Raw genomic sequence first — 21,839 nt, forward strand, 5'->3', positions numbered from 1 at the left:
CGTATGAGAATCTTTTTCCCTTCACGGTCATATCCGAAAGGAGCCCACGTTAGGGGTATCGCGGGTCAAGGCGTGACGGTCCGGACGGCGAGGAGTGCGCCCCGCAGTCGTGCCGAACCGGCGGCTACGCCACGAGTCGCCTCAATCGCCCCGGAACCCGGGCACCTTTCCAGCCCCGGGGCGGATTCGTCCCGGACCGGCGCCCGCACGGAAGGGATCCCTCCCCCGGGCAGGGGAAGGGATCCCTTCGTTATGTGGTGGTTCAGTTGGCGCAGCCGGTGACGTTGGTGCAGTTGCGGGGTTCGTTCTTCTTGATGATGGTCTTGTTGTCGAGGTTGACGGCGGTGGCGTTGCCGTTGTTGTAGATGCCACCTGCGCCGGCGGTTTCGGAGGCGAAGTTGCCGACGATCTTGCTGTCGCGGATGGTGAGGACGGCGTTGTTGTCGTTGTAGATGGCGCCGCCCTGTTCGGCGTGGTTGCCCTTGAACTCGCTGTCGTAGAGGTTGAGGGTTTCGCCGTTGAACAGGCCGCCGCCGTTGTCGCCGGCGGTGTTGTCGGTGAAGGCGGTGTGCTTGATGGTGGCGATGTTGTCGCTGTCGTGGTAGATGCCGCCGCCGTCGTCGGTGGCCTTGTTTCCGGCGATGATGACGTATTCCAGCAGCATGGTGGAGTCGCCGTCGTTGTGGATGCCGCCGCCGTCGTCGCAGGCGGTGTTGTGGGCGATCTTGGTGCGGGTGATGGTGAGGCGGGCGTCGTCTTCGCTGTGGATGCCGCCGCCGTCGTTGCTGGCCTTGTTGTTGGTGATCTGGCTGTAGGCGATGGTGGCGATGCCGTCGTCCTCGTTGGCGATGCCGCCGCCGTTGCCGCTGACCGCGCTGTTGCCGGTGGCGGTGTTGCTGTCGATGCGGGTGTCGTGGACGGTCAGTACGCCTTCGTTGTAGATGGCGCCGCCGTTGCCGCCGTTGCCGACGCCGCGGGCGTGGTTGTTGGCGAGGACGCTCTTGTCGATCTCGACCGTGCCGAAGTTGGCGATGGCGCCGCCGTTGCCCTGGTTGCCGACGCCGGTGACCCGGTTGTCGATGAGTTTGGTGTGCTTCAGGGTGGCCTCGCCGCCCTCCTGGACCAGCAGGGCGCCGCCGTTGGCGCCGCTCGGCGGTGGCGGGGGCGCGGTCACCTGGCCGCCCTTGAGGGTGAGGTCCTTCAGCGTCAGGTCGCCGCCGGAGGCGACCTCGAAGAACCGGAACAGTGCGGTGCCGTCGTGGAAGAACGTCGAGTTGTTGCCCAGGATCGTGATCCGCTCGTCGATGACGGGGAAGGCGTTGTTCCCGGTCTCCTCGGTGAACCGGTAGGTGCAGTCCTTGGCCAGCTTGAACGCTCCGCCGTTGTCCTCGTTGGCCCTGTTCACCGCCTCGACCAGCACGTCGGTGTCGCACGGCAGTTCCTTGGCGTCCTTGCCGTCACGGCCGTCCTTGTCCTTGCCGTCGCGGCCGTCCTTGCCCTGCCAGTCCTTGCCGTCCTTGCCCTGCCAGTCCTTGCCCTGCCAGTCGTCCCGGCCACCGCGGGCGTCCTGGACACCCCTCTTGTCGTCTTTCTCACCGGAGCCCAGGTCGGCTGTGCCAGCGTCGCTGACGTTCTGCCGCAGGGTCGACGACTGCGCGTCCGACAGCCGGTCCGCGCCGCCGGACTTGTCCTCGCGGGCGGCCAGGCCGCCCAGTGCCGCCAGGCCGACCACGCCGGCAACGCCTGCAGCCACCCAGAGTTTGCGCCGCCCTCGGGCCGGGGCGCCCGTGGGGGCGCCACCGTCGGGAGTCGTTACGTCATTGGACATCAGAGCCTTCCGCCCTTTCCTGCTGTCAGACGGGGTCGCACCATCTGAAGCGGCGCGACTAGCCACAAATGGGTTTGTAGCCTCTGATAGCCACCGTATGAGAAGGATCCTCGCGAGATGCCCTAATCCGAGAAAACCCCGTATTCCCCTCACTCTGGACGTGACGCGGCAACCCGGACGGTCCGGGCAGGAAGGGGGTGAGCAGCGCAAACGACGACGGGACCCGCGCCGGTGGCGGCGGGTCCCGTCATGTGGTCGTACCCCGGGATCAGCCGGGCAGGCGGGGACCCGCCTCGCGCTGCTCGGCCAGCCAGGTCTCCACCTCGTCGGCGGCGCGCGGCAGCCCGGCGGAGAGGTTCACCGCGCCGGTCGCGGTGACCAGGATGTCGTCCTCGATCCGGATGCCGATGCCGCGCAGCTCCTCGGGCACCAGCTCGTCCTCGGGCTGGAAGTAGAGCCCGGGCTCGACGGTGAGCACGTAGCCCTCGCCCAGCGTGCCGTCGCGGTACTTCTCCTTGCGGGCGTTCGCGCAGTCGTGCACGTCGATGCCGAGCATGTGACTGGTGCCGTGCAGCGTCCAGCGCCGGTAGACCGTCGACCCCCCGTCCATGGCCTCGTCGACGCTCACCGGCAGCAGGCCCAGGTCCGACAGCGCCTGCGCGAGCACCCGCATCGCCGTCAGGTGGACCTCCCGGAACGCCACGCCGGGCCGGATCGCGTCGATGCCGGCCTGCTGCGCGGCGTGCACGGCGTCGTAGACCTGACGCTGGAGCGGGGTGAAGCGGCCGTCGACCGGCAGCACCCGGGTGACGTCGGCCGTGTAGAGGTGGCGGTTCTCCACGCCCATGTCCATCAGCAGCAGCTCGCCGGGCCGGGTGGTGCCGTGGTTGTGCACCCAGTGCAGGATCGTGGCGTGCTCGCCCGCGCCGACGATCGAGCCGTAACCGACGTCGTTGCCGTCGTGCCGGGCGCGCAGCGCGAAGATCCCCTCCAGCAGGCGCTCCGAGACGCCCCGGTCCGCCGGCAGGGCCCGGGCCACGTCCTCGAAGCCCCGTACGGTCGCGTCGACCGCGTCCTGGAGCTGGGCGATCTCCCACTCGTCCTTGACCAGCTTCAGCTCCGAGATCGCGATCGCCAGCTCCCGGTCGCGGGCCGGCTGGCCCTCGGCGCGGTGGCCGTCGTACGGGCGCACGGCGGTGTCCACCCGCGCGTCGAAACCGCGCAGCACCCGGGTACGCCCCGGCGCCAGGTCGGCCAGCGTCCCGTCCAGCTCGGTCAGGTCCGCCGTGGGCAGGCCCAGCTCGGCCGACTTCTCGGCCAGGGTGTGCCGTCGGCCCACCCACAGCTCGCCGTGCCGGCTGCGGAAGAACTCGTCGGTCCGCCGCGACGAGCGGGGCCGCATGTACAGGGTGGCGTCGTGGCCCGACCCGTTCGGCCGCAGCACGAGCACGCTGTCCGGGTCGTGGTCGCCGGTCAGGTAGGCGAAGTCGCTGCCCGGCCGGAACGGGTGGTCGGTGTCGTTGGCGCGTACCTTCTCGCCGCCGGTCGGGATCACCAGGGTCTCGCCCGGGAAGGCCGCCGAGAGCGCGGCCCGGCGCTTGGCGTGGTTCGGCACCTCGGGCCGCGGGCCGACCGGCAGGGTGGTGTCCCGCCAGCCCTGCCGCATGAACGCCAGGAACGCCTCGGGGAAGTCCGGGTCGTGCGACTCGGTGCCGTCCGCCGGCCTGCTGTCGGTACGTCCCTCGGCCATGCTGCGCTCCCTCCGCGTCGTCGCAGGTCAGACGGTACCGCGCGCCGCCGGGGGCCGGCCGGGCCGGGACCGCCGGCAGTGTCGTGGGCGACGGATGCCACCCGTCCGGGGCGTCCACCGCCGGTCGTCGGCTGCCGACGTCCTCCCGCCCGGGCGCACGGTGCCGCGACGGGGAGAGCCCAGCGGTGCCGCGACGGCCGCTCGGGCCGCGTGGAAAGATGACGACCATGTGCGGACTCCTGGCCTTCTTCAGTGCGCGCGGCGACGCCGCCGCCCACCGCGACAACATCGCCGGGGCGTTGGAATGCCTGCACCACCGCGGACCGGACGAGACCGGTGTCGAGGTGGTCGGCGACGCCTCCGGCCGGTACGCGGACGGGGTGTTCGCGCACAAGCGGTTGGCGATCATCGACGTGGCCTCCAGCCAAGAGCCCCTGTCCTACGCGAACGGGCGCTACCTGCTCACCTTCAACGGCGAGATCTACAACTACATCGAGCTGCGCGAGGAGCTGATCCGGACCTTCGGCGCGCAGTTCGCCACCGCCGGTGACGGCGAGGTGATCGTCGCCGGCTACCACTTCTGGGGCGAGCAGGTGCTCACCCGGCTGCGCGGCATGTTCGCCTTCGTCATCTGGGACCGGCAGGAGCGCCGCGCGTTCGGCGGGCGGGACTACTTCGGCATCAAGCCGCTGCACTACCTGGAGACCGCCGACGGCCTCTACCTGGCCTCGGAGAAGAAGGCGCTGCTGCCCTTCGCCCACTCCAACTACCAGGGCGACGCCGGCATCGACACGGCCAACCTCAGCCACTACCTGACCCTGCAGTACGTGCCCGAGCCCGGCACCCTGCACAAGGGCATCAGCCGGATCGGCTCGGGCGAATACCTGACCTGGTCCCCGGGCGGGCGCATCGACGTGCGCCGGTGGTACCGGCCGGTTTTCCGGCCCACCCCGGTCGACGACGAGCAGCGCCTCTACCACGAGATCCGGGAGACGCTGCGCGAGAGCGTCCGGATGCACATGCGCTCCGACGTGCCGGTCGGCTCGTTCCTCTCCAGCGGCATCGACTCGACCGCCGTGGTGGCCCTGGCCCGGGAGTTCAACCCGAACATCCTCACCTTCACCGTCGGCTACGACGTGCCCGGCTACTCGGAGATCGACGTCGCCCAGGACTCGGCCCGGCACCTCGACGTGACCACCATCCCGACCAAGATCGGGCCGTACGACATGATCGAGGCGCTGCCGAAGATCGTCTGGCACCTGGACGACCCGGTGGCCGACCCGGCCCTGGTGCCCCTCTACTTCGTGGCCAAGAAGGCCGCCGAGCACGTCACCGTGGTGCTCTCCGGCGAGGGCGCCGACGAGTTCTTCGGCGGCTACACCATCTACCGCGAGCCGCTGTCGCTGAGCTCGGTCAACGGGCTGCCCGACGGGGTGCAGAAGGGGCTGCGGGCGGTCTCCAAGGCCATCCCGCAGGGGGTCAAGGGCAAGAGCTTCCTGGAGCGCGGCACCACCCCGATCGAGCAGCGCTACTACGGCAACGCCCGGATGTTCACCGAGGAGGAGAAGCAGCACCTGCTGCGCCGCTACGACCCCTCGGTCCGCTACACCGACGTCACCGCGCCCATCTACGCCGAGTGCACGGAGCTCGACGACGTCACCAAGATGCAGTACGTCGACCTCTACACCTGGCTGCGCGGCGACATCCTGGTCAAGGCCGACCGGATCTCGATGGCGCACTCGCTGGAGGTGCGGGTGCCCTTCCTGGACCGCGCGGTCTTCGACGTGGCGTCGCGGATCCCGGTGGACCTCAAGCTCCCGCCCCGCTCCGACGCCACCAAGTACGCGATGCGCCAGGCGCTCCAGGGCGTGGTGCCGCCGGCCATCGTCAACCGCAAGAAGCTGGGCTTCCCGACCCCCACCCGGGTCTGGCTGCGCGGCGAGATGTACGAGTGGGCCCGGCACGTGCTGTCCACCTCCGGCGCCGGTGACCTGCTCGACCTGTCGTACGCGATGCGGCTGCTGGAGGAGCACAAGCGGGAGGAGGCCGACCACTCCCGCAAGGTGTGGACGGTGCTGATCTTCTGCATCTGGCATGCCATCTTCGTCGCCAAGACCCTCGACCCGGGCATCCAGCGCAACCAGTCCGCCCTGCTCACCAAGCCGGTGGTCGGCTCCATGGTCCGCTGACCCGCCCCGCCGGCCCTCCGCCGGCCATTTCGCCGATCAAGAGGTTTGCGTCCCCGCTGCGGTTGCCGGGGACGCAAACCTCTTGATCGTTCAGCGGGGGTCGTCCCGCGGGGGTCAGCGGCCGGAGCAGGTGACCGTGGGCAGGGTGTTGGTGCCGTTGGTGGTGGCGACGAAGCCGAAGGTCGTGGTGCCCTCCGGGGGGATCGCTCCGTTGTACGGCGCGTTGGTCACGGTGACCGAGGAGCCGGACGTGCTCAGCGTGCCGCTCCACAGGCTGTTGATGCTCTGCCCGCTGGGCCACGTCCAGTTGGCCGTCCAGCCCGACCACGTCGACGCGCTGTGGTTCATGATCATGACCTCGCCCTGGAAGCCGCCGTTCCAGGCGCTGATCACCTTGAAGACCGGCATACAGTCACCGCTGTGCGGCGGCGGCGTGGTCGGGTTCGGCGGCGGCGTGGTCGGGTTGGGCGGGGGAGTGGTCGGGTTGGGCGGCGGGGTCGTCGGGTTGGGCGGCGGCGTGCCGCCCGGGCCGACGCCGGTGACCTCGCCGTTGCCGCCGTCGAAGGTGACGTCCGAGCAGCCGAAGAAGTTCTCCTGGCTGTCGGAGCGCACCCAGCGCGAGTAGATGAGGTGCCGGCCGCTCTTGTTGGTGGGCAGGTTGCCGCTGAAGTAGTAGTGCCCGTCGTTGGTGCCGCTCGAGCCGCGCTGCGGCGGGTTGGTCACCGTCAGGAACGGCTCCTCCAGGTCGCTCCAGGCCAGCGGACGGTCCGGGCTCCAGCTGTCCTTCGTGACGTAGAAGTAGAACGTGCCGGGGTGGTGGGCCCAGTTGCTGTAGCGGAACTCCATCCGGGCCCCGGCCGTCAGGTGGGTCAGCGGCCAGTCGGTGCGGGCCAGGTCGTAGCCCGCGAAGCCGGGGTTGCCGCCGCTGCACAGCTTGCCGTCCGGGATGAAGCCGACGGTCCGGCCGCCGGCGTCGGAGCGCAGCACGCTGAACCAGTTGTAGAGCGAGTTGGTCCCGCTCTGGGCCACGGCGGCGGAGCAGGCGGGGTTGTTCGGCTTGATCTCGCCGGTGCTGGTGAGACCGTCCTTCCAGCAGAGGTAGGTGCGGCTGCCGGGGGCCATCGGGGTGCCGTGCGCGGCGGCGGGGTCGGGCCCCGCCGTCAGGACGACGGCACCCGCGAGAAGGGTCGCGGCCGCGGTGAGCAACGCGGCCGTACGCGATCGGTGGGACACGGGTTCTCCTCACTCGCGGGACGCGGGCGCCCCGCGGGCAACGCGCGGGGGCGGCGCTGGCCGCCCCGCTGCGACGCGGGCAAGACGGTCGCGGCGGACGTGCCCCGGCGCGGATGGCCGGCGGACGTGCGCCGTCGGCGGCCCGACTGGCGGGCCGGTGCCCTCGCGTGGATGTGAGACCCGGCGCCGGCGGCGCGGCAGCCCCCCCGCACCGCCCGGCAAGCGCCATCCCACCACGGACGGCGGTGGCGCGCAATAGCCGATGCTCGATGTGTCAGTAGCGCTCGACGAGGTGTTGCCGGCCGGGCGGCGGTTCGTAGGGCTCCGGCCAGAACTCGGTCACCTCGCGGACGAGGCCGGCCTCGTCGAGGTCGAGGAAGCTCGCGACGGGAAGCTCCTCGCCCTGGTGGGCGCAGGTGAGCCAGGTGGCGGCGTGCCGGCCCGAGGCGACCGCCCGCGTCACCGTGAGGTGCCAGCCGTCGGGGTACTCCTGGTTGAAGCGCAGGAAGGACTCCCGGCCCACGATCCGCTCGCGGGTCTGTGGCAGGTGGTAGACCACGTCGTCGGCGAGCAGCCGGCCGAGGGCCGCCCAGTCCCGCGCCTCCAACGCCGCCCAGTAGGCCGATACCGTGGCTTCAGCGCTCGTCATGGCGCATGACTGTGCCAGGCTGGTACGACAAGATCGTTCGGCGCGCGCCGTGGACGGAGGCCGGAATGGGATACGCGGTGGTGCTCGGCGAGGCACTGGTCGACCTGCTCGACACCGAGCGCGACGGTGAGCCCGTCTACCGGCAGGCGGTCGGCGGTGGACCGCTCAACGTGGCGGTCGCCGTCGCCCGGCTCGGCGGCGCGGTGCAGTTCGTCGGGTCGCTCGGCGACGACGTCCTGGCCGGGCGGATCCGTGCCTTCCTGACCGGGGCGGGCGTCGGACTCGCCGGGGCGGTCACCGTCCCCGCCCCGACCGCGCTGGCGGTGGCCACCTTCGCCGGGGCGGAGCCCGACTTCCGGTTCTACGGCGAGCCGCCCTCCTACGGGCTGCTCGGCCCCGACGACCTCGACGCCGGGCTGGTCGCCGGCGCCGACGTCGTCTACTGCGGGTCGATCGTGCTGCTCCAGCCGCCGGTGCTGGCCGCCGCGCGCCGGGCCTGGGGGCTCGCCTCCGGGCTGCGGGTCTTCGATCCGAACGTCCGTCCCCGGCTGCTCCACGGGCCGGCCGCGCTGGCCGGGCTGCGCGAGGTGGTGGCGGAGTTCGCCGCCGGCGCCCACCTCGTCAAGCTGAGCGCCGCCGATGCGAAGCTGCTCTATCCCGGCGAGCCGGAGGAGGGCGTGGCGGCGTACCTGCGGGAACTCGGCGCCGGCACCGTCGTGGTCACCCTCGGCGCCGCCGGCGCGGTGCTCGCCGCCGCCGGTGCCGATCCGGTACGCGTACCCGCGCCGGAGGTCGACGCGGTCGACGCCACCGGCGCGGGCGACTCGGTGATGGGCGCGCTCGTCGCGGACCTGCTCGTCGACGGCGAGCCCACGGACCCGGCGGCCTGGCCCGAGCGGGTGGCCTTCGCGCTGCGGGTCGCCGGCCTGGTCTGCGAGTCACCCGGCGGGGCGACCGCCATGCCCACCCGCGCCGAGGTCCTCGCCCGCTTCGCCCGCTAGGCCGGCGTGCGAGCACGCAGGGCCCGGACGGACCAGTCGAGGGCCGGCGCCAGGCTCTCGGGTGCCTGCCAGCCGTTCACCACGGAGAGCAGCCGCAGATAACGCTCCCTGCGTGGGTCGTTCGCGGACTCCAGCCTGGCCAACAGCCGGCACCGGAGAGCGACGTCCTCGGGGCGGCCGCAGAACTCCGCGTACCGGGCTAGGACCGCTTCGACGACCGCGTCGGCCTTGGGTGAGGCCGGGTCGACGCCAGCCCGCCGGACCGGTTCGGTCTGGTCACGGACCATGGCGACGGGGTCGCGGCGGACGCCGGTGGTGCGGCTGTGGGCGCGGTCGGCCGCGTGCTGCTCGGCCATCCGCCGCATGCTCGCGCGGAAGTCCGGGTCCCGGGACAGCTCGGCCAGTTCCACCCACGCCTCGACCTGCTCGACGTCGGCGTCGTCGGGCAGCTCGGGGGTCATCGAGCGCATGATCCCGGCGAACCCCGGGTCGGTGTCCAGCCCGCCGAAGGCCGCGTCGAGGAACTCGGCGACCAGGCGTCGCCGTTCGTGCTCGGAGAGTCTGGCCAGTCTGTGCACGAGTTCCATCTCCTCCGGGTCGGACGCGCGCCTGGCCACCACCGTGAGTACCGCCTGTTGGAGCCGCAGCGCCCTGACCTGTGTCGCCAGCGCCTCGGCGTGCGTCGCGGCGACCTCGGCGAGGGGGACCTCCCGCTCCACGACCCTGCGGATGGTGGCGAGGTCGAGCCCCAGCTCGCGAAGCGTACGCACCAGGTTCAGGCGCACGACGGCCGCAAGGTCGTAACGGCGGTGGCCGGTCGGGCCACGGTCGGTCGGCGGCACGATTCCCCGGTCGGAGTAGAACCGGACCGTCTTGACCGTCAGCCCGGTACGTCGGGCCAGCTCCCCGATCGAGTAGCGCGTGTCGCTGGTCATGTCCCCACCCTCGCGCCTCCTCCTACGGGAGACGCAAGCCCCCGCCGCCAGGCCGTCGCCGTCAGGCGGTGCCGTCGAGTTCGGCGTAGCCCCGGCGGGCGGCGTGCAGGGCGGCGCGGGCGCCGAAGGGCGCCTCGGCGGCGACGCGCTCGGGCGGGGCGCCGCCGGTGTGCCCGGCGCGGATGAGCCAGGCCAGCTCGACGAGCTGGGCGTGCTGCGCGCGGACGAACCCGGCGTCCACCGGCTCGCCGTGCCCCGGCACGACCACGGTGGCCGGGGTGGTCGTGCGCAACAGCTCCGCCACCGTGTCGGGCCACTGCAACGGGTACGACTCCTCGAAGGCGGGCGGGCCGCTCTGCTCCACCAGGTCGCCGGCGACCAGCACGTCGGCGTCGGGCACGTGCACCACCAGGTCGCCGGCGGTGTGCCCCCGACCCGGGTGGCGCAGCACCACGCGCCGGCCGCCCAGGTCGAGCACGGCCTCGTCGTGCACGGTGTGCGTCGGTGCCAGCAGCACGGTCCCGGCGACCTCCTCGGCCAGCGCGGGCTGCGTGTCGCGCAGCTCCGCGTACGCCTCCCGGCGCAGCCGGTCCGGCTCGCGCATCGCCTCGGCGGCGATCTCGTGCGCGTAGATCGGGCGGGGCGGTTCGGCGGCGAGCGTCGCGTTGCCGAAGCAGTGGTCGAAGTGGTGGTGGGTGTTGACCACCGTCCACGGGTGCGGGGTGACCGCCCGCGCGGCGGCGGCCAGCTCGGCGGCCTGCCCGGCGGTGGAGAGCGTGTCGACCAGCAAGGCCGCCCCGTCGCCGACGACGAGGGTGACGTTGACGTGCAGCGACGGCTCGCGCAGCACGTGCACCCCGTCGGCGACCTGCACGAAGCGGGCGGTCACGACGACCGCGCGGCGCGTTCCACGAAGCGCTGCCGGTCGACCAGCACCCGCTCCACCCGGCCCTCGGCGACCGTCTCGTCGCCGTCGCTGACGCTCACCTCGAAGTGCAGCCGCCGCCCGTCGACCGCGCTCAGCCGCGCCTGCGCCACCACCGTCCGCCCCACGGGAGTGGCCGCGCGGTGGTCGAGCTCGACCCGGGTGCCGACGGTCGTCGACCCGCCCGGCATCCGGGTGGCGGTGGCCGCCACCGTGGCCGCCTCGGCGAGGGCGAGCACGCGGGGCGTGCCCAGGACGGGCACGTCGCCGGAGCCGACCGCCTGGGCGGTGTCGGCGTCGGTGACGGTCAGCTCCACCCGGGCGGTCAGCCCCGGGGTCAGCGCGGATTCCGGCTGCTCCTGCATGGCCAAAGCCTAGACGAGACGGCACCGGGCGGCGGGTCGCCCGGGAGGGACCGCGGTGGTCGGCGTCGGTCGATGCCGCCCACGCCGTTAACCTTGACCGCGATGTCTGTCGCGACCGACCCCCAGCCCCCCGCCCGGACCGAGCCGCCCGCCTCGCCCGACGGCGGGCGTCGCCGCGTGGTCGCGATGACGGTGTGGGGGGTCGCCTTCGTCGCCGGCTGGCTCGGCATCGGCCTGCCGACCGACCCGGCGTACGCGTTCCTGTGGATCTGGGCGGCGACGATCGCCTGGAACAGCAGCCGGCCGTGGCGCAGCCACCTGCGCTTCGCGCGGGACTGGGTGCCGGTGGTGCTGCTGCTGGCCGTCTACAACCTGTCCCGGGGCTTCGCCGACAACGGCGCCACCCCGCACGCGTACGAGCTGATCGTCGCCGACCGGGTCATGTTCGGCTGGGCCACGGGCGGGCAGGTGCCGACGACCTGGCTCCAGGAGCACCTCTACCGGCCCGAGGTGCACTGGTGGGACGTCGCCGTCAGCTGGGTCTACTTCTCCCACTTCGTGGTGGCCCTGGCCGCCGCGGCGGTGCTCTGGCTGCGGGACCGGGGGCGGTGGGCGGCCTTCATGCGCCGCTGGGGCTTCCTCTGCGCCACCGGCCTGATCACCTACTTCCTCTACCCGGCCGCCCCGCCCTGGTGGGCGGCGCAGAACGGCCTGCTGGAGGAGGTCGCCCGGATCTCCACGCGCGGGTGGAAGGCGTTCGGCATGCACGGCGCCGGCAACCTGCTCAACGCCGGGCAGATCGCCTCCAACCCGGTGGCCGCGATGCCCTCGCTGCACACCGCGTTCGCGCTCTTCGTGGTGCTGTTCTTCCTGCGGCAGACCCGCCGCCGCTGGTGGCCGCTGCTGCTGGCGTACCCGCTGGCGATGACGTTCACCCTGGTCTACTCGGGCGAGCACTACGTCATCGACGTGCTGGTCGGCTGGGCGTACGTCGGGATGACCTTCCTCGCGGTCGGCCTGGCCGAGCGCTGGTGGGCGGCCCGCAAGGCCCGCCGGGCCCCGGCGGAGCCCGACGCCGCGCCGACCGACCCGCAGGCCTCCGCCGAGCCGCCGCCGGTGACGGCGGCGCGCTGAGCGGTCCGGGCGACCTCAGCCCGCCCGACGGGCGGCGTGCGCGCGGGCCGTCAGCTCCGCCGCCAGGGCCCACGCCTCGGTGACGTCGCGGTCCCGGGCGGCGGCGCCGGCGCCGCCCGCGGTGTCGGCGTGCACCGTCGCCAGCCGCAGCCGCCGCTGCGCCGGCCCCTGCACGACCCGCACGCTCTGGATCCGGGCGTACGGCACGAGCGCCACCTGCCGGGTGAGCAGGCCGGAGCGGACGGCGAAGACCCGGGGGTCGAGCCCGGCGCCGAGCACGCCCCGGCTCAGCGGGTTGAGCCAGCGGGCCCGCGTCGGCGGCGGGCTCAACGGCAGCGCGTCGAGCCGCACCCCGGGCAGCACCTCGGCCACGATCGCCTCGCCGGTCGCCAGGTCGCCGACGGGGAGCAGCCGGTCCGGCCGGTTGCGCTCGTCGGCCTCACCGGCGGAGTAGCCCGCCACCTCCAGCCGCAGCCGCAGCCAGCCCTTGACCCGCCACAGCAGCGGCCAGGTCACTCCGACGGTCTGCACCCGGTCCAGCGGCACGGTCTGCGCGCGCGTCTCCAGCAGGCCGTTGCGGATCCGCAGCGTGCCCTGGTCCCGGGCGAGCCGGAAGTTCCAGTCGTCGAGCACCCGCCGTACGGGTTGCAGCAGCACGCCCGCCATGGCGGTGAGGGTGCTCGCCACGGCGATGAACGACCAGGTGTCCTCGGAGAGGAACTGCGCCACCACGAACGCCACGCCGAACGGGATCATGAACGCCTGCGGGGTCAGCAGCTGGCTGACCAGCAGGTCGTTGTTCGCCACGGCGTGCAGGGGCCGGCCGGGTGGCGCTGCCGGCGTCGCGGACGGAGCGGCGGCCACCCCGGCCGGCGACGGCGGGTGCGTCTCGGCCGCGACCCGCCCGGCGAGGGCGAGCAACCGCTGGCGCAGCGCGTTCGCCTCGACGACGCCCAGGTAGGCCAGCGGCGCCTCGGTCTTGCCCCCGCCCACCACCTCCAGCCGCAGCTCGGCCAGGCCGGTGAGCTGGGCGAGCAGCGGCCGGACCACCTCGACGGCCTGGAGCCGTTCCAACGGGATCGCCCGGGTGCGCCGCCAGAGGAGCCCCTCGTACACCCGCAGCTCGCGGCCCACCACGTGGTAGCCGGTGTAGTACCAGCTCACCACGGCCAGCACGGTGGCGCCCAGGGCGAGCACCGCCGCCATCAGGGCGAACCAGCCGAAGCCGACGCGGGACAGCGTCGACCAGGACAGCCCGGCGATCACCACCACCAGGGACTTGGCGCCGTGCAGGGCGGGGCTGAGGGGATGCAGCCGCTGCCGTGGCTCGGCGTGCTCGGGTGGCCCTGCGTGCTCGGGTTGCCCTGCGTTCTCGGGTGGCCCTGCGTGCTCGGACGGTCCGGCGTGCTCCGGCGACCCGGGGAGCGCGACGGGCTCCGCCCCGGGATGGGCGGCCCTCTCCGGCGGGAAGCGGGCGTCCTGCGGGACGGGGCCGAGGGTCTCCGGTCGGGCGCCGGGTTCCGCCGGCATCGGCCCGGGGCGGTCCGTGCCCCGGGCGGCCGGGTCGCTCACAGTCCCTCCGCCCGGTCCTCGCCCAGGGCGGTGAGCCGGTCGCGCAGCCGGGACGCCTCCGCCGGGCGCAGCCCCGGCACCCGGGCGTCGGTCGCCGCCGCGGCCGTGTGCAACTGCACGGTGGCGAGCCCGAACGCGCGCTCCAGGGGGCCCGCGCTGACGTCCACGAACTGCATCCGGGAGTACGGCACGATGGACAGCCGCCGCACCAGTAGCCCGTGCCGGACCAGCAGGTCGTCCTCCCGCTCCGCGTAGCCCCAGGCCCGTACGGCGCGCACGATCGCCACGCTGCGCAGGCCGCCGAACAGCAGGACCAGGCCGACCGCCGCGCCGAGGAACCAGCTGCCGCTGACCGCCCAGGCGACGCCCAGCCCGAGGGCCAGGACGATCAGCACCATCGCCAGGCGGATCAGCTCCACCCAGATCTGGTCGGACGAGATCGACTGCCAGCGGACGGTGTCCGGCCACGGCTCCAGGGGGCCCGCCGGCGGGAGGGACGGCGCCGGTGGCGGGCCGGCGGACCCGTCACCGCTCACCGGGGAAGTCCGTTGTGCGCGCTCACCCTTCGAGCGTAGGCGATCCGGGGGCCCGTACGACCTCCCGGAGGAAGCCACGGGCGTCGAGGAAGTCGCCGAGGGTGGCGCGGTGCGCCGTGCACGCCAACCAGGTCTTGCGCCGGTCGGCGTCGTGCAGCCGCGGATTGTTCCACCTCAGCGCCCATTCGGCCGGGGCGCGACAGCCGCGGGACGAGCAGATCAGCGGCTCGTCGGCGGGGAGGGGGGTGCTCATCCCGGCCAGTCTAGGGCGGCGGCACCGGAAGTTTGAGCGCCGGGCGGCCACGGGGGGAGCCGCCCGGCGACGGGGTGAATGGTACACGCGCCGGACCGGTCCGTGTCCACCCGTGATCGGCGATTCCGTGCCGCGCGACGGCGTGGCGGGCCGGCCACGTGCCACCCGTGACGGTACGGCGAAAATCGCCTTCTCCCCACCTCGGCACTCAGCCGGGCATGCGAGTCTTGATACGCACCACGCCGCGCGACAACCGATCATGCTGTGGAGGACCGGTGGCCCAGCCGACCACGCCCGACGCCCCGATGCCGAACGGGACGGGCCCGGAGACACCCGAGCCGGTGACCACCCCGGCCGAGGACGCGACCCTGCTCGAGCGGGCGCTGTTCGAGATCAAACGGGTGATCGTCGGGCAGGACCGGATGGTGGAGCGGATGTTCGTCGCGCTGCTCGCCCGGGGCCACTGCCTGCTGGAGGGCGTGCCGGGGGTGGCGAAGACCCTCGCGGTGGAGACCCTCGCGAAGGTGGTCGGCGGCTCCTTCGCCCGCGTGCAGTTCACCCCCGACCTGGTGCCCGCCGACATCATGGGCACCCGCATCTACCGGCAGTCGAGCGAGAAGTTCGACGTCGAACTGGGGCCGGTGTTCGTCAACTTCCTGCTCGCCGACGAGATCAACCGGGCGCCGGCCAAGGTGCAGTCGGCGCTGCTGGAGGTGATGAGCGAGCGGCAGGTCTCCATCGGCGGCGAGAGCCACCAGGTGCCCGACCCGTTCCTGGTGATGGCGACACAGAACCCGATCGAGCAGGAGGGCGTCTACCCGCTGCCCGAGGCCCAGCGGGACCGCTTCCTCATGAAGATCGTCGTCGGCTACCCGACCGACGCCGAGGAGCGGGAGATCGTCTACCGGATGGGGGTCGCCCCGCCACAGCCGGCGCCGGTCTTCACCACCCCCGACCTGATCGCCCTGCAACGCAAGGCGGACCAGGTCTTCGTGCACAACGCCCTGGTCGACTACGCGGTCCGGCTGGTGCTGGCCACCCGCGCCCCGGCGGAGCACGGGATGCCCGACGTCGCCCAGCTCATCCAGTACGGCGCCAGTCCGCGCGCCTCGCTGGGTCTGGTCCGGGCCACCCGCGCGCTGGCGCTGCTGCGCGGGCGCGACTACGCCCTGCCGCAGGACGTGCAGGACATCGCGCCGGACATCCTGCGCCACCGGCTCGTGCTCAGCTACGACGCGCTCGCCGACGACGTGCCCGCCGACCACGTGGTGCACCGGGTGATGTCCACCATCCCGCTGCCCTCGGTCGCGCCCCGGCAGCAGGCGACCCCCACGCCGACCGCCACGCCGCCGGGCGCCGGTTGGCCCGGGCAGCGCCCGTGACCTCACCCGCCCGTCGGCCTGCCGACGTCCCCTCCGACCGCACCGAAGCCGTCCTGTCGCGGCTGCAACTGATGGTCACCCGCAAGCTCGACGGCCTGCTCCAGGGCGACTACGCCGGCCTGCTGCCCGGCCCGGGCAGCGAGGCGGGGGAGTCCCGCGAGTACCGCCCCGGCGACGACGTACGCCGGATGGACTGGCCGGTCACCGCCCGCACGACGATGCCGCACGTGCGGCGTACGGTGGCCGACCGGGAGCTGGAGACGTGGCTGGCGGTGGACCTCTCGGCGAGCCTGGACTTCGGCACCGGGCGGTGGCTCAAGCGTGACGTCGTGGTGGCCGCCGCGGCGGCGCTGGCCCACCTGACCGTGCGCGGCGGCAACCGGATCGGCGCCGTGATCGGCAGCGGCGGCGGCGCGAGCGCCCCGGCCCGCCGGTGGCGCGCCGCGCCGCCGGTCGCCGGCCCGGACGTCTTCACCCGGCTGCCCGCGCGCTCCGGCCGCAAGGAGGCCCACGCGCTGCTGCGGGCGATCGCCGGCACCGAGATCCGTCCCGGGCGCAGCGACCTGGGTGCGCTGGTCGACATGCTCAACCGGCCGCCCCGGCGCCGGGGCGTGGCGGTGGTGATCTCCGACTTCCTCGCCCCGCCGCAGCGGTGGGCCCGGCCGCTGCGTAAGCTGCGCGTCCGGCACGACGTGGTGGCGATCGAGGTGGTCGATCCCCGGGAGCTGGAGCTGCCCGACGTCGGGGTGCTGCCGGTGGTCGACCCGGAGACCGGTGAGCTGCACGAGGTGCAGACCGCCGACCCGCGGCTGCGCCACCGCTACGCCGAGGCGGCGGCCGCCCAGCGGGCGGAGATCTCCGCGGCGCTGCGCGGCGCGGGTGCGGCCCACCTGCGACTGCGTACGGACCGAGACTGGCTGCTCGACATGGTGCGTTTCGTGGCCGCGCAGCGGCACGCGCGCACCAGGGGGACGACACGATGATCCGCTTTCTGCAACCGTGGTGGCTGCTGGCCGTGCTGCCGGTGCTCGCTCTCGCCGCCCTCTACGTCTGGCGGCAGCTGCACCGCCGGTCGTACGCGCTGCGGTTCACCAACGTGGACCTGCTGCGCACCCTCGCGCCGAAGGGGCTGGGCTGGCGGCGGCACGTGCCGGCCACGGCGTTCCTGCTCTGCCTGCTGGTGCTGGCGACCGCGCTGGCCCGGCCGTCGGTCGACACCCGGGAGCCGCTGGAGCGGGCCACGGTGATGCTGGCCATCGACGTGTCGCTGTCCATGCAGGCCGACGACGTGTCGCCGAACCGGCTGGAGGCGGCGCAGGAGGCGGCCAAGCAGTTCGTCGGCGAGCTGCCGGAGAGCTACAACCTGGGGCTGGTCTCGTTCGCCAAGTCGGCGAACGTGCTGGTGCCGCCGGGCAAGGACCGGGACGCGGTGACCGCCGCGATCGACGGGCTGGTGCTGGCGGAGGCGACGGCGACCGGGGAGGCGGTCTTCACCTGCCTGGAGGCGATCCGGTCGGTGCCGGCGGACGGCGCGGCGGGGATCCCGCCGGCCCGCATCGTGCTGCTCTCCGACGGATACCGCACCTCGGGCCGGGCCGTGGAGGAGGCGGCCGCCGCCGCGCAGGCGGCGAACGTGCCGGTCTCGACGATCGCCTTCGGCACCGACTCCGGCCAGGTGGACATCGGCGGCCAGCTGCAACGGGTGCCGGTGGACCGGCTGGCCCTGGCCGACCTGGCCGAGGCCACCGAGGGCTACTTCTACGAGGCGGCCTCGGTGACCGAGCTGAAGCAGGTCTACCAGGACATGGGCAGCTCGATCGGGTTCCGCACGGAACCGCGCGAGGTCACCCAGTGGTACGCGGGGGTGGCCCTGCTGTTGGCGCTCTGCGCCGGCGCACTCAGTCTGCTGTGGTCCTCGCGGATGCTCTGACGTGCCCGACGACCGGCGGCGTCAGTGGGCGGCGCCGCCGGCGAGGACGAAGACGACGGCCACCCAGACGGCGGCGAGGGTGAAGCCCAGCGGGGCGACGTAGCGGCTCATGGACGGCTCCGGGTGGCGGCTGGACGGTCCGCGCGTGCGGGGGCGGACCGCAGGGGGTGGATCAGGACGCGCACACGAAGTCGTGACCGGGCGGCTCCCGGCGGGCCACCCGGGCGGCGGGCGGCGGCACGGTCGTCCGGCGCGGGGCCGGTGAACCGGGCGGAGGCGGGGAGCGGAGCTGGGTCAGCTCACCTGCTGAGTCGTGGCTCAGCGGGGCTGACGTTCGGCCCGGCCACGACTGGGAGGATCGCTATCTCGCACAGCGATCACCTCCTGCGGTCGGCGGGGCCCGGAACGCGGGCCGCACGGCCCGCAAACGCGGATCATCGTACACCCGCCGGTCTCCGCCGCCGCACTCGGCCGAGCGGCCGGACGGACCTCCTCCGCGGGGCCGGCCGCGCGGGGCGACGGGCGCGACGCCACCGGTCCGGACGTGCCCGGCGTTAGCGCTTACCTGCCGGTAACGCCTAGGCTCCGACCGACCGGGAGATCACTGAACTACAGGGGGAACCGTGGCCCGTACCGTCCTGGTGACCGGCGGCAACCGGGGGATCGGCCTGGCCATCGCGCAGGCCTTCGCGAAGCAGGGCGACCGGGTGGCGGTGACCCACCGCAGCGGCGAACCCCCGGAGGGTCTGTTCGGGGTCCGCTGCGACGTGACCGACTCCGCGTCGGTCGACGCCGCGTTCACCGCCGTCGAGGCCGAGCTGGGGCCGGTGGAGGTGCTCGTCGCCAACGCCGGGATCACCGACGACACGCTGCTGCTGCGGATGTCCGAGGAGCAGTTCACCCGCGTGCTCGACACCAACCTGACCGGCGCGTTCCGGTGCGCCAAGCGCGCCTCGGGCAAGATGCTGCGCGCCAAGTGGGGGCGCATGATCTTCATCTCCTCGGTGGTCGGCCTCTACGGCGGCCCCGGCCAGGTCAACTACGCGGCCAGCAAGGCCGGCCTGGTGGGCGTGGCCCGCTCGATCACCCGCGAGCTGGGCAGCCGCAACATCACGGCGAACGTGGTCGCGCCCGGCTACGTGGAGACCGACATGACCGCCGGCCTGCCCGAGGACCGCAGGTCCGAGTACCGCAAGGCCATCCCCGCCAACCGCTTCGCCCAGCCGGACGAGATCGCGGGCGTGGTCACCTGGCTGGCCGGCGACGCCGCCGGCTACGTCTCCGGCGCCGTCATCCCGGTCGACGGCGGCCTCGGCATGGGCCACTGACAAGCGGCACTGAGAACTACGGAGGATCCCTGCATGTCCGGACTGCTCGCCGGTAAGCGGCTGCTGGTCACCGGCGTCATCACCGACGCCTCGATCGCCTTCTCGGTGGCGAAGCTCGCCCAGGAGAACGGGGCGCAGGTCGTGCTCACCGGCTACGGCCGGCTCTCCCTGGTGGAGCGGATCGCCAGGCGGCTGCCCGAGCCCGCCCCGGTGATCGAGCTGGACGTGACCGACGCCGACCACCTCGCCGGGCTCGGCGACCGCGTGCGCGAGCACGTCGACGGCCTCGACGGGGTGGTGCACTCGATCGGCTTCGCCCCGCAGAGCTGCCTCGGCGGTGGCTTCCTCGACGCCCCCTGGGAGGACGTGGCGACCGCGTTGCACGTCTCCACGTACTCCTACAAGTCGCTGGCCATGGCGGCGCTGCCGCTGATGTCCGCCGGCGGCGCGGTGGTCGGCCTGACCTTCGACGCCACGAAGGCGTGGCCCGTCTACGACTGGATGGGCGTGGCCAAGGCCGGGCTGGAGTCCGCCTCCCGCTACCTGGCGCTGCACCTGGGCAAGCAGGGCATCCGCAGCAACCTGGTCGCCGCCGGGCCGCTGCGCACCATCGCCGCGAAGTCGATCCCCGGCTTCGACCAGTTCGAGGACGCCTGGACCGAGCGCGCGCCGCTGGGCTGGAGCCTGACCGACCAGGAGCCGGCCGCGCGGGCCTGCCTGGCGCTGCTGTCCGACTGGTTCCCGGCCACCACCGGCGAGATCGTGCACGTCGACGGCGGCTACCACGCCATCGGCGCCTGACGCCGCGGAAGGGTCCCCCGCCGACGCCCCCGGGCGCGGCGGGGGACCCTTCCCGCGCCCGGGACCAGGGGGCCCCGCCCGGCGGGGACGGCGACCGGGGAAGAATGGGGCCCATGGCGTACGACGCGGTGGTCCTGGTGTCCTTCGGCGGACCGGAACGGCCCGAGGACGTGATGCCCTTCCTGCAGAACGTGACCCGGGGGCGGGGTGTGCCGCCGGAGCGGCTGGCGGAGGTCGCGGAGCACTACCAGCACTTCGGTGGCGTCTCCCCGATCAACCAGCAGTGCCGGGAGCTGCTCGCGGCGATCCGGGAGGACTTCGCCGCCAACGGCGTCGACCTGCCGGTCTACTGGGGCAACCGGAACTGGCACCCGATGCTCGCCGACACCGTGGCGCAGATGCGCGACGACGGCGTCACCCACGCCCTGGCGTTCGTGACCAGCGCCTACGGCGGCTACTCCTCCTGTCGGCAGTACCAGGAGGACATCGCCGCCGCCCGGGCGGCGGTCGGTCCGGACGCCCCGGCGATCGACAAGATCCGCCAGTTCTGGGACCACCCCGGCTTCGTCGAGCCGCACGCCGACGCGGTGCGGGCGGCGCTCGGCCGGCTCGACCCGGCGAAGCGGGACAGCACCCGGCTGGTGTTCACCGCACACTCGATCCCGAACTCGATGGCCGCCAACGCCGGCCCCCACGGCGGTCGGTACGAGGCGCAGCTCACCGAGGCCGCCCGGCTGGTCCACGCGGCGGCGGCCCCGGACCTGCCCTGGGACCTGGTCTGGCAGAGCCGCTCCGGTCCGCCGCAGGTGCCGTGGCTGGAGCCGGACGTCAACGACCACCTGCGTACGCTGGCCGAGGCCGGCACCACCGCCGTGGTGCTCAGCCCGATCGGGTTCGTCTCCGACCACCTGGAGGTGGTGTGGGACCTGGACACGGAGGCGCGCCAGACGGCCGGGCAGCTCGGGCTGGACTTCGTCCGGGCCGCCACCCCCGGCGTCGACCCCCGGTTCGTGGCGATGGTCCGTGAGCTGGTGCGGGAGCGGATCGAGCCCGACGGGGTCGCCCTGCGCCGCCTCCTCGGCGAGCTGCCGATGTGGGACACCTGCCCCACGGTGTGCTGCGTCCCGGCCCGCCGCCCCGCCGCCGCCCCGGCACCCGGGAACCCGGCCTCCTGACCGCCACGCCGGCCCCGCCGGCGGCCCCGACACCCCTGGAACGAGTGACGATGCAGGACCGCAAGCTGGTGGAGAGCTGGCTGACCGACATGGACGGCGTGCTGGTGCACGAGGGCCAGCCCGTGCCCGGGGCGCCGGAGTTCGTCTCCCGGCTGCGCGCCTCCGGCAAGCCGTTCCTGGTGCTCACCAACAACTCGATCTACACGCCGCGCGACCTCACGGCCCGGCTGAGCCGGATGGGCCTCGACGTGCCGGAGCAGGCGATCTGGTCCTCCGCGCTGGCCACCGCCCAGTTCCTGGCCGACCAGCGGCCGGGCGGCACCGCGTACGTGATCGGGGAGGCCGGGCTGACCACGGCGCTGCACGCGGTCGGCTACGTGCTGACCGACTTCGCCCCGGACTACGTGGTGCTGGGCGAGACCCGCACCTACAGCTTCGAGGCGATCACCAAGGCGGTCCGGCTGATCAACGACGGGGCCCGGTTCATCTGCACGAACCCCGACGTGACGGGCCCGTCGGTGGAGGGCGCGCTGCCGGCCGCCGGGTCGGTGGCCGCGATGATCTCCAAGGCGACGGGGGTCGAGCCGTACTTCGTCGGCAAGCCCAACCCGATGATGATGCGCTCCGCGCTGAACACGATCAACGCGCACTCCGAGACGACCGCGATGATCGGCGACCGGATGGACACCGACATCCTGTGCGGGCTGGAGGCCGGCCTGGAGACGATCCTGGTGCTGACGGGGATCAGCAGCCGCGCCGAGGCGGAACGCTACCCATACCGGCCCTCGCGGATCGTCGACTCCGTCGCCGACCTGGTCGACGAGGTCTGAGCGGTGCCGGGCGAGGTCTGAGC

Annotated in this window: 20 protein-coding genes; 10 read left to right on the plus strand and 10 right to left on the minus strand. The window is 73.3% G+C overall.

Annotated features, from left to right (window positions below):
• Positions 1-262 precede the first annotated feature (262 nt).
• Both AC5L34_RS28150 and AC5L34_RS28155 read right to left on the minus strand, forming a co-directional pair.
• Positions 263-1,753: a hypothetical protein gene (locus AC5L34_RS28150; RefSeq protein WP_441178009.1), complete on the minus strand. Its 1,491-nt coding sequence runs from the start codon at positions 1,751-1,753 to the stop codon at positions 263-265.
• Positions 1,754-2,096: 343 nt separating this feature from the next.
• Positions 2,097-3,578 carry an aminopeptidase P family protein gene (locus AC5L34_RS28155; protein WP_441178010.1) on the minus strand — a complete coding sequence of 494 codons (1,482 nt, stop codon included), beginning with the start codon at positions 3,576-3,578 and terminating at the stop codon, positions 2,097-2,099.
• A gap of 227 nt (positions 3,579-3,805) precedes the next feature.
• Between AC5L34_RS28155 and asnB the strand changes: the two genes are divergently transcribed.
• A complete protein-coding gene (asnB, locus tag AC5L34_RS28160) occupies positions 3,806-5,767 on the plus strand; it encodes an asparagine synthase (glutamine-hydrolyzing) (protein ID WP_089003352.1) in 1,962 nt (653 codons plus the stop codon).
• Between the two features lie 114 nt (positions 5,768-5,881).
• Here asnB and AC5L34_RS28165 read toward each other — a convergent pair whose 3' ends face one another.
• Positions 5,882-7,000: a lytic polysaccharide monooxygenase gene (locus AC5L34_RS28165; RefSeq protein ID WP_494827709.1), complete on the minus strand. Its 1,119-nt coding sequence runs from the start codon at positions 6,998-7,000 to the stop codon at positions 5,882-5,884.
• A 274-nt stretch (positions 7,001-7,274) separates the two neighbouring features.
• Complete coding sequence (locus tag AC5L34_RS28170; protein WP_441178012.1) at positions 7,275-7,649, minus strand: nuclear transport factor 2 family protein; 375 nt, start codon at positions 7,647-7,649, stop codon at positions 7,275-7,277.
• Positions 7,650-7,714: 65 nt separating this feature from the next.
• Between AC5L34_RS28170 and AC5L34_RS28175 the strand changes: the two genes are divergently transcribed.
• A complete protein-coding gene (locus AC5L34_RS28175; protein ID WP_441178013.1) occupies positions 7,715-8,650 on the plus strand; it encodes a PfkB family carbohydrate kinase in 936 nt (311 codons plus the stop codon).
• Here the strand turns inward: AC5L34_RS28175 and AC5L34_RS28180 are convergent.
• From AC5L34_RS28180 to AC5L34_RS28190, 3 genes are all read right to left on the minus strand, one after another.
• Positions 8,647-9,585: a MerR family transcriptional regulator gene (locus AC5L34_RS28180; RefSeq protein ID WP_494827711.1), complete on the minus strand. Its 939-nt coding sequence runs from the start codon at positions 9,583-9,585 to the stop codon at positions 8,647-8,649. The genes AC5L34_RS28175 and AC5L34_RS28180 overlap by 4 nt on opposite strands.
• Positions 9,586-9,646: 61 nt before the next feature.
• Positions 9,647-10,474 (minus strand): MBL fold metallo-hydrolase, encoded by an 828-nt coding sequence (locus AC5L34_RS28185; protein WP_494827713.1) that lies wholly within the window; start codon positions 10,472-10,474, stop codon positions 9,647-9,649.
• Positions 10,471-10,881 carry a thioesterase family protein gene (locus AC5L34_RS28190; RefSeq protein ID WP_441178016.1) on the minus strand — a complete coding sequence of 137 codons (411 nt, stop codon included), beginning with the start codon at positions 10,879-10,881 and terminating at the stop codon, positions 10,471-10,473. The genes AC5L34_RS28185 and AC5L34_RS28190 overlap by 4 nt, the downstream gene beginning before the upstream one ends.
• 96 nt (positions 10,882-10,977) lie before the next feature.
• Here AC5L34_RS28190 and AC5L34_RS28195 point away from each other — a divergent pair, with 96 nt between their 5' ends.
• Entirely contained in the window at positions 10,978-12,009 is a 1,032-nt protein-coding gene (locus AC5L34_RS28195; RefSeq protein WP_441178017.1) for a phosphatase PAP2 family protein, read from the plus strand.
• Between the two features lie 15 nt (positions 12,010-12,024).
• On the opposite strand, the gene AC5L34_RS28200 is transcribed toward AC5L34_RS28195, so the two are convergent.
• Genes AC5L34_RS28200 through AC5L34_RS28210 form a run of 3 tightly spaced genes read right to left on the minus strand, consistent with a single transcriptional unit; the run spans position 12,025 to position 14,370 of the window.
• On the minus strand, positions 12,025-13,539 hold the full coding sequence (locus AC5L34_RS28200) for a PH domain-containing protein (RefSeq protein WP_494827755.1): 1,515 nt from the start codon (positions 13,537-13,539) through the stop codon (positions 12,025-12,027).
• 38 nt (positions 13,540-13,577) lie between these two features.
• Positions 13,578-14,117, minus strand: a complete 540-nt coding sequence (locus AC5L34_RS28205; RefSeq protein ID WP_441178018.1) for a PH domain-containing protein — start codon at positions 14,115-14,117, stop codon at positions 13,578-13,580.
• 22 nt (positions 14,118-14,139) lie between these two features.
• A complete protein-coding gene (locus AC5L34_RS28210; RefSeq protein ID WP_494827715.1) occupies positions 14,140-14,370 on the minus strand; it encodes a hypothetical protein in 231 nt (76 codons plus the stop codon).
• Between the two features lie 275 nt (positions 14,371-14,645).
• On the opposite strand from AC5L34_RS28210, the gene AC5L34_RS28215 reads away from it, so the two are divergent.
• The 7 genes from AC5L34_RS28215 (at position 14,646) to AC5L34_RS28245 (ending at position 21,816) form a co-directional block, all read left to right on the plus strand.
• Complete coding sequence (locus AC5L34_RS28215) at positions 14,646-15,752, plus strand: AAA family ATPase (protein WP_441178019.1); 1,107 nt, start codon at positions 14,646-14,648, stop codon at positions 15,750-15,752.
• On the plus strand, positions 15,731-16,735 hold the full coding sequence (locus AC5L34_RS28220; RefSeq protein WP_441178020.1) for a DUF58 domain-containing protein: 1,005 nt from the start codon (positions 15,731-15,733) through the stop codon (positions 16,733-16,735). The genes AC5L34_RS28215 and AC5L34_RS28220 overlap by 22 nt, the downstream gene beginning before the upstream one ends.
• A complete protein-coding gene (locus AC5L34_RS28225) occupies positions 16,732-17,682 on the plus strand; it encodes a VWA domain-containing protein (RefSeq protein WP_101411557.1) in 951 nt (316 codons plus the stop codon). The genes AC5L34_RS28220 and AC5L34_RS28225 overlap by 4 nt, the downstream gene beginning before the upstream one ends.
• A gap of 623 nt (positions 17,683-18,305) precedes the next feature.
• Complete coding sequence (gene fabG, locus AC5L34_RS28230; protein WP_358167034.1) at positions 18,306-19,010, plus strand: 3-oxoacyl-ACP reductase FabG; 705 nt, start codon at positions 18,306-18,308, stop codon at positions 19,008-19,010.
• 33 nt (positions 19,011-19,043) lie between these two features.
• Positions 19,044-19,811, plus strand: a complete 768-nt coding sequence (gene fabI, locus AC5L34_RS28235; RefSeq protein ID WP_088999425.1) for an enoyl-ACP reductase FabI — start codon at positions 19,044-19,046, stop codon at positions 19,809-19,811.
• 113 nt (positions 19,812-19,924) lie between these two features.
• Positions 19,925-20,986 carry a ferrochelatase gene (locus AC5L34_RS28240; protein WP_494827717.1) on the plus strand — a complete coding sequence of 354 codons (1,062 nt, stop codon included), beginning with the start codon at positions 19,925-19,927 and terminating at the stop codon, positions 20,984-20,986.
• Positions 20,905-21,816, plus strand: coding sequence for an HAD-IIA family hydrolase (locus AC5L34_RS28245; RefSeq protein WP_494827719.1), 912 nt, complete (start codon positions 20,905-20,907; stop codon positions 21,814-21,816). The genes AC5L34_RS28240 and AC5L34_RS28245 overlap by 82 nt, the downstream gene beginning before the upstream one ends.
• Positions 21,817-21,839 lie beyond the last annotated feature (23 nt).

The sequence above is a fragment of the Micromonospora sp. ZG13 genome (genome assembly GCF_059359355.1).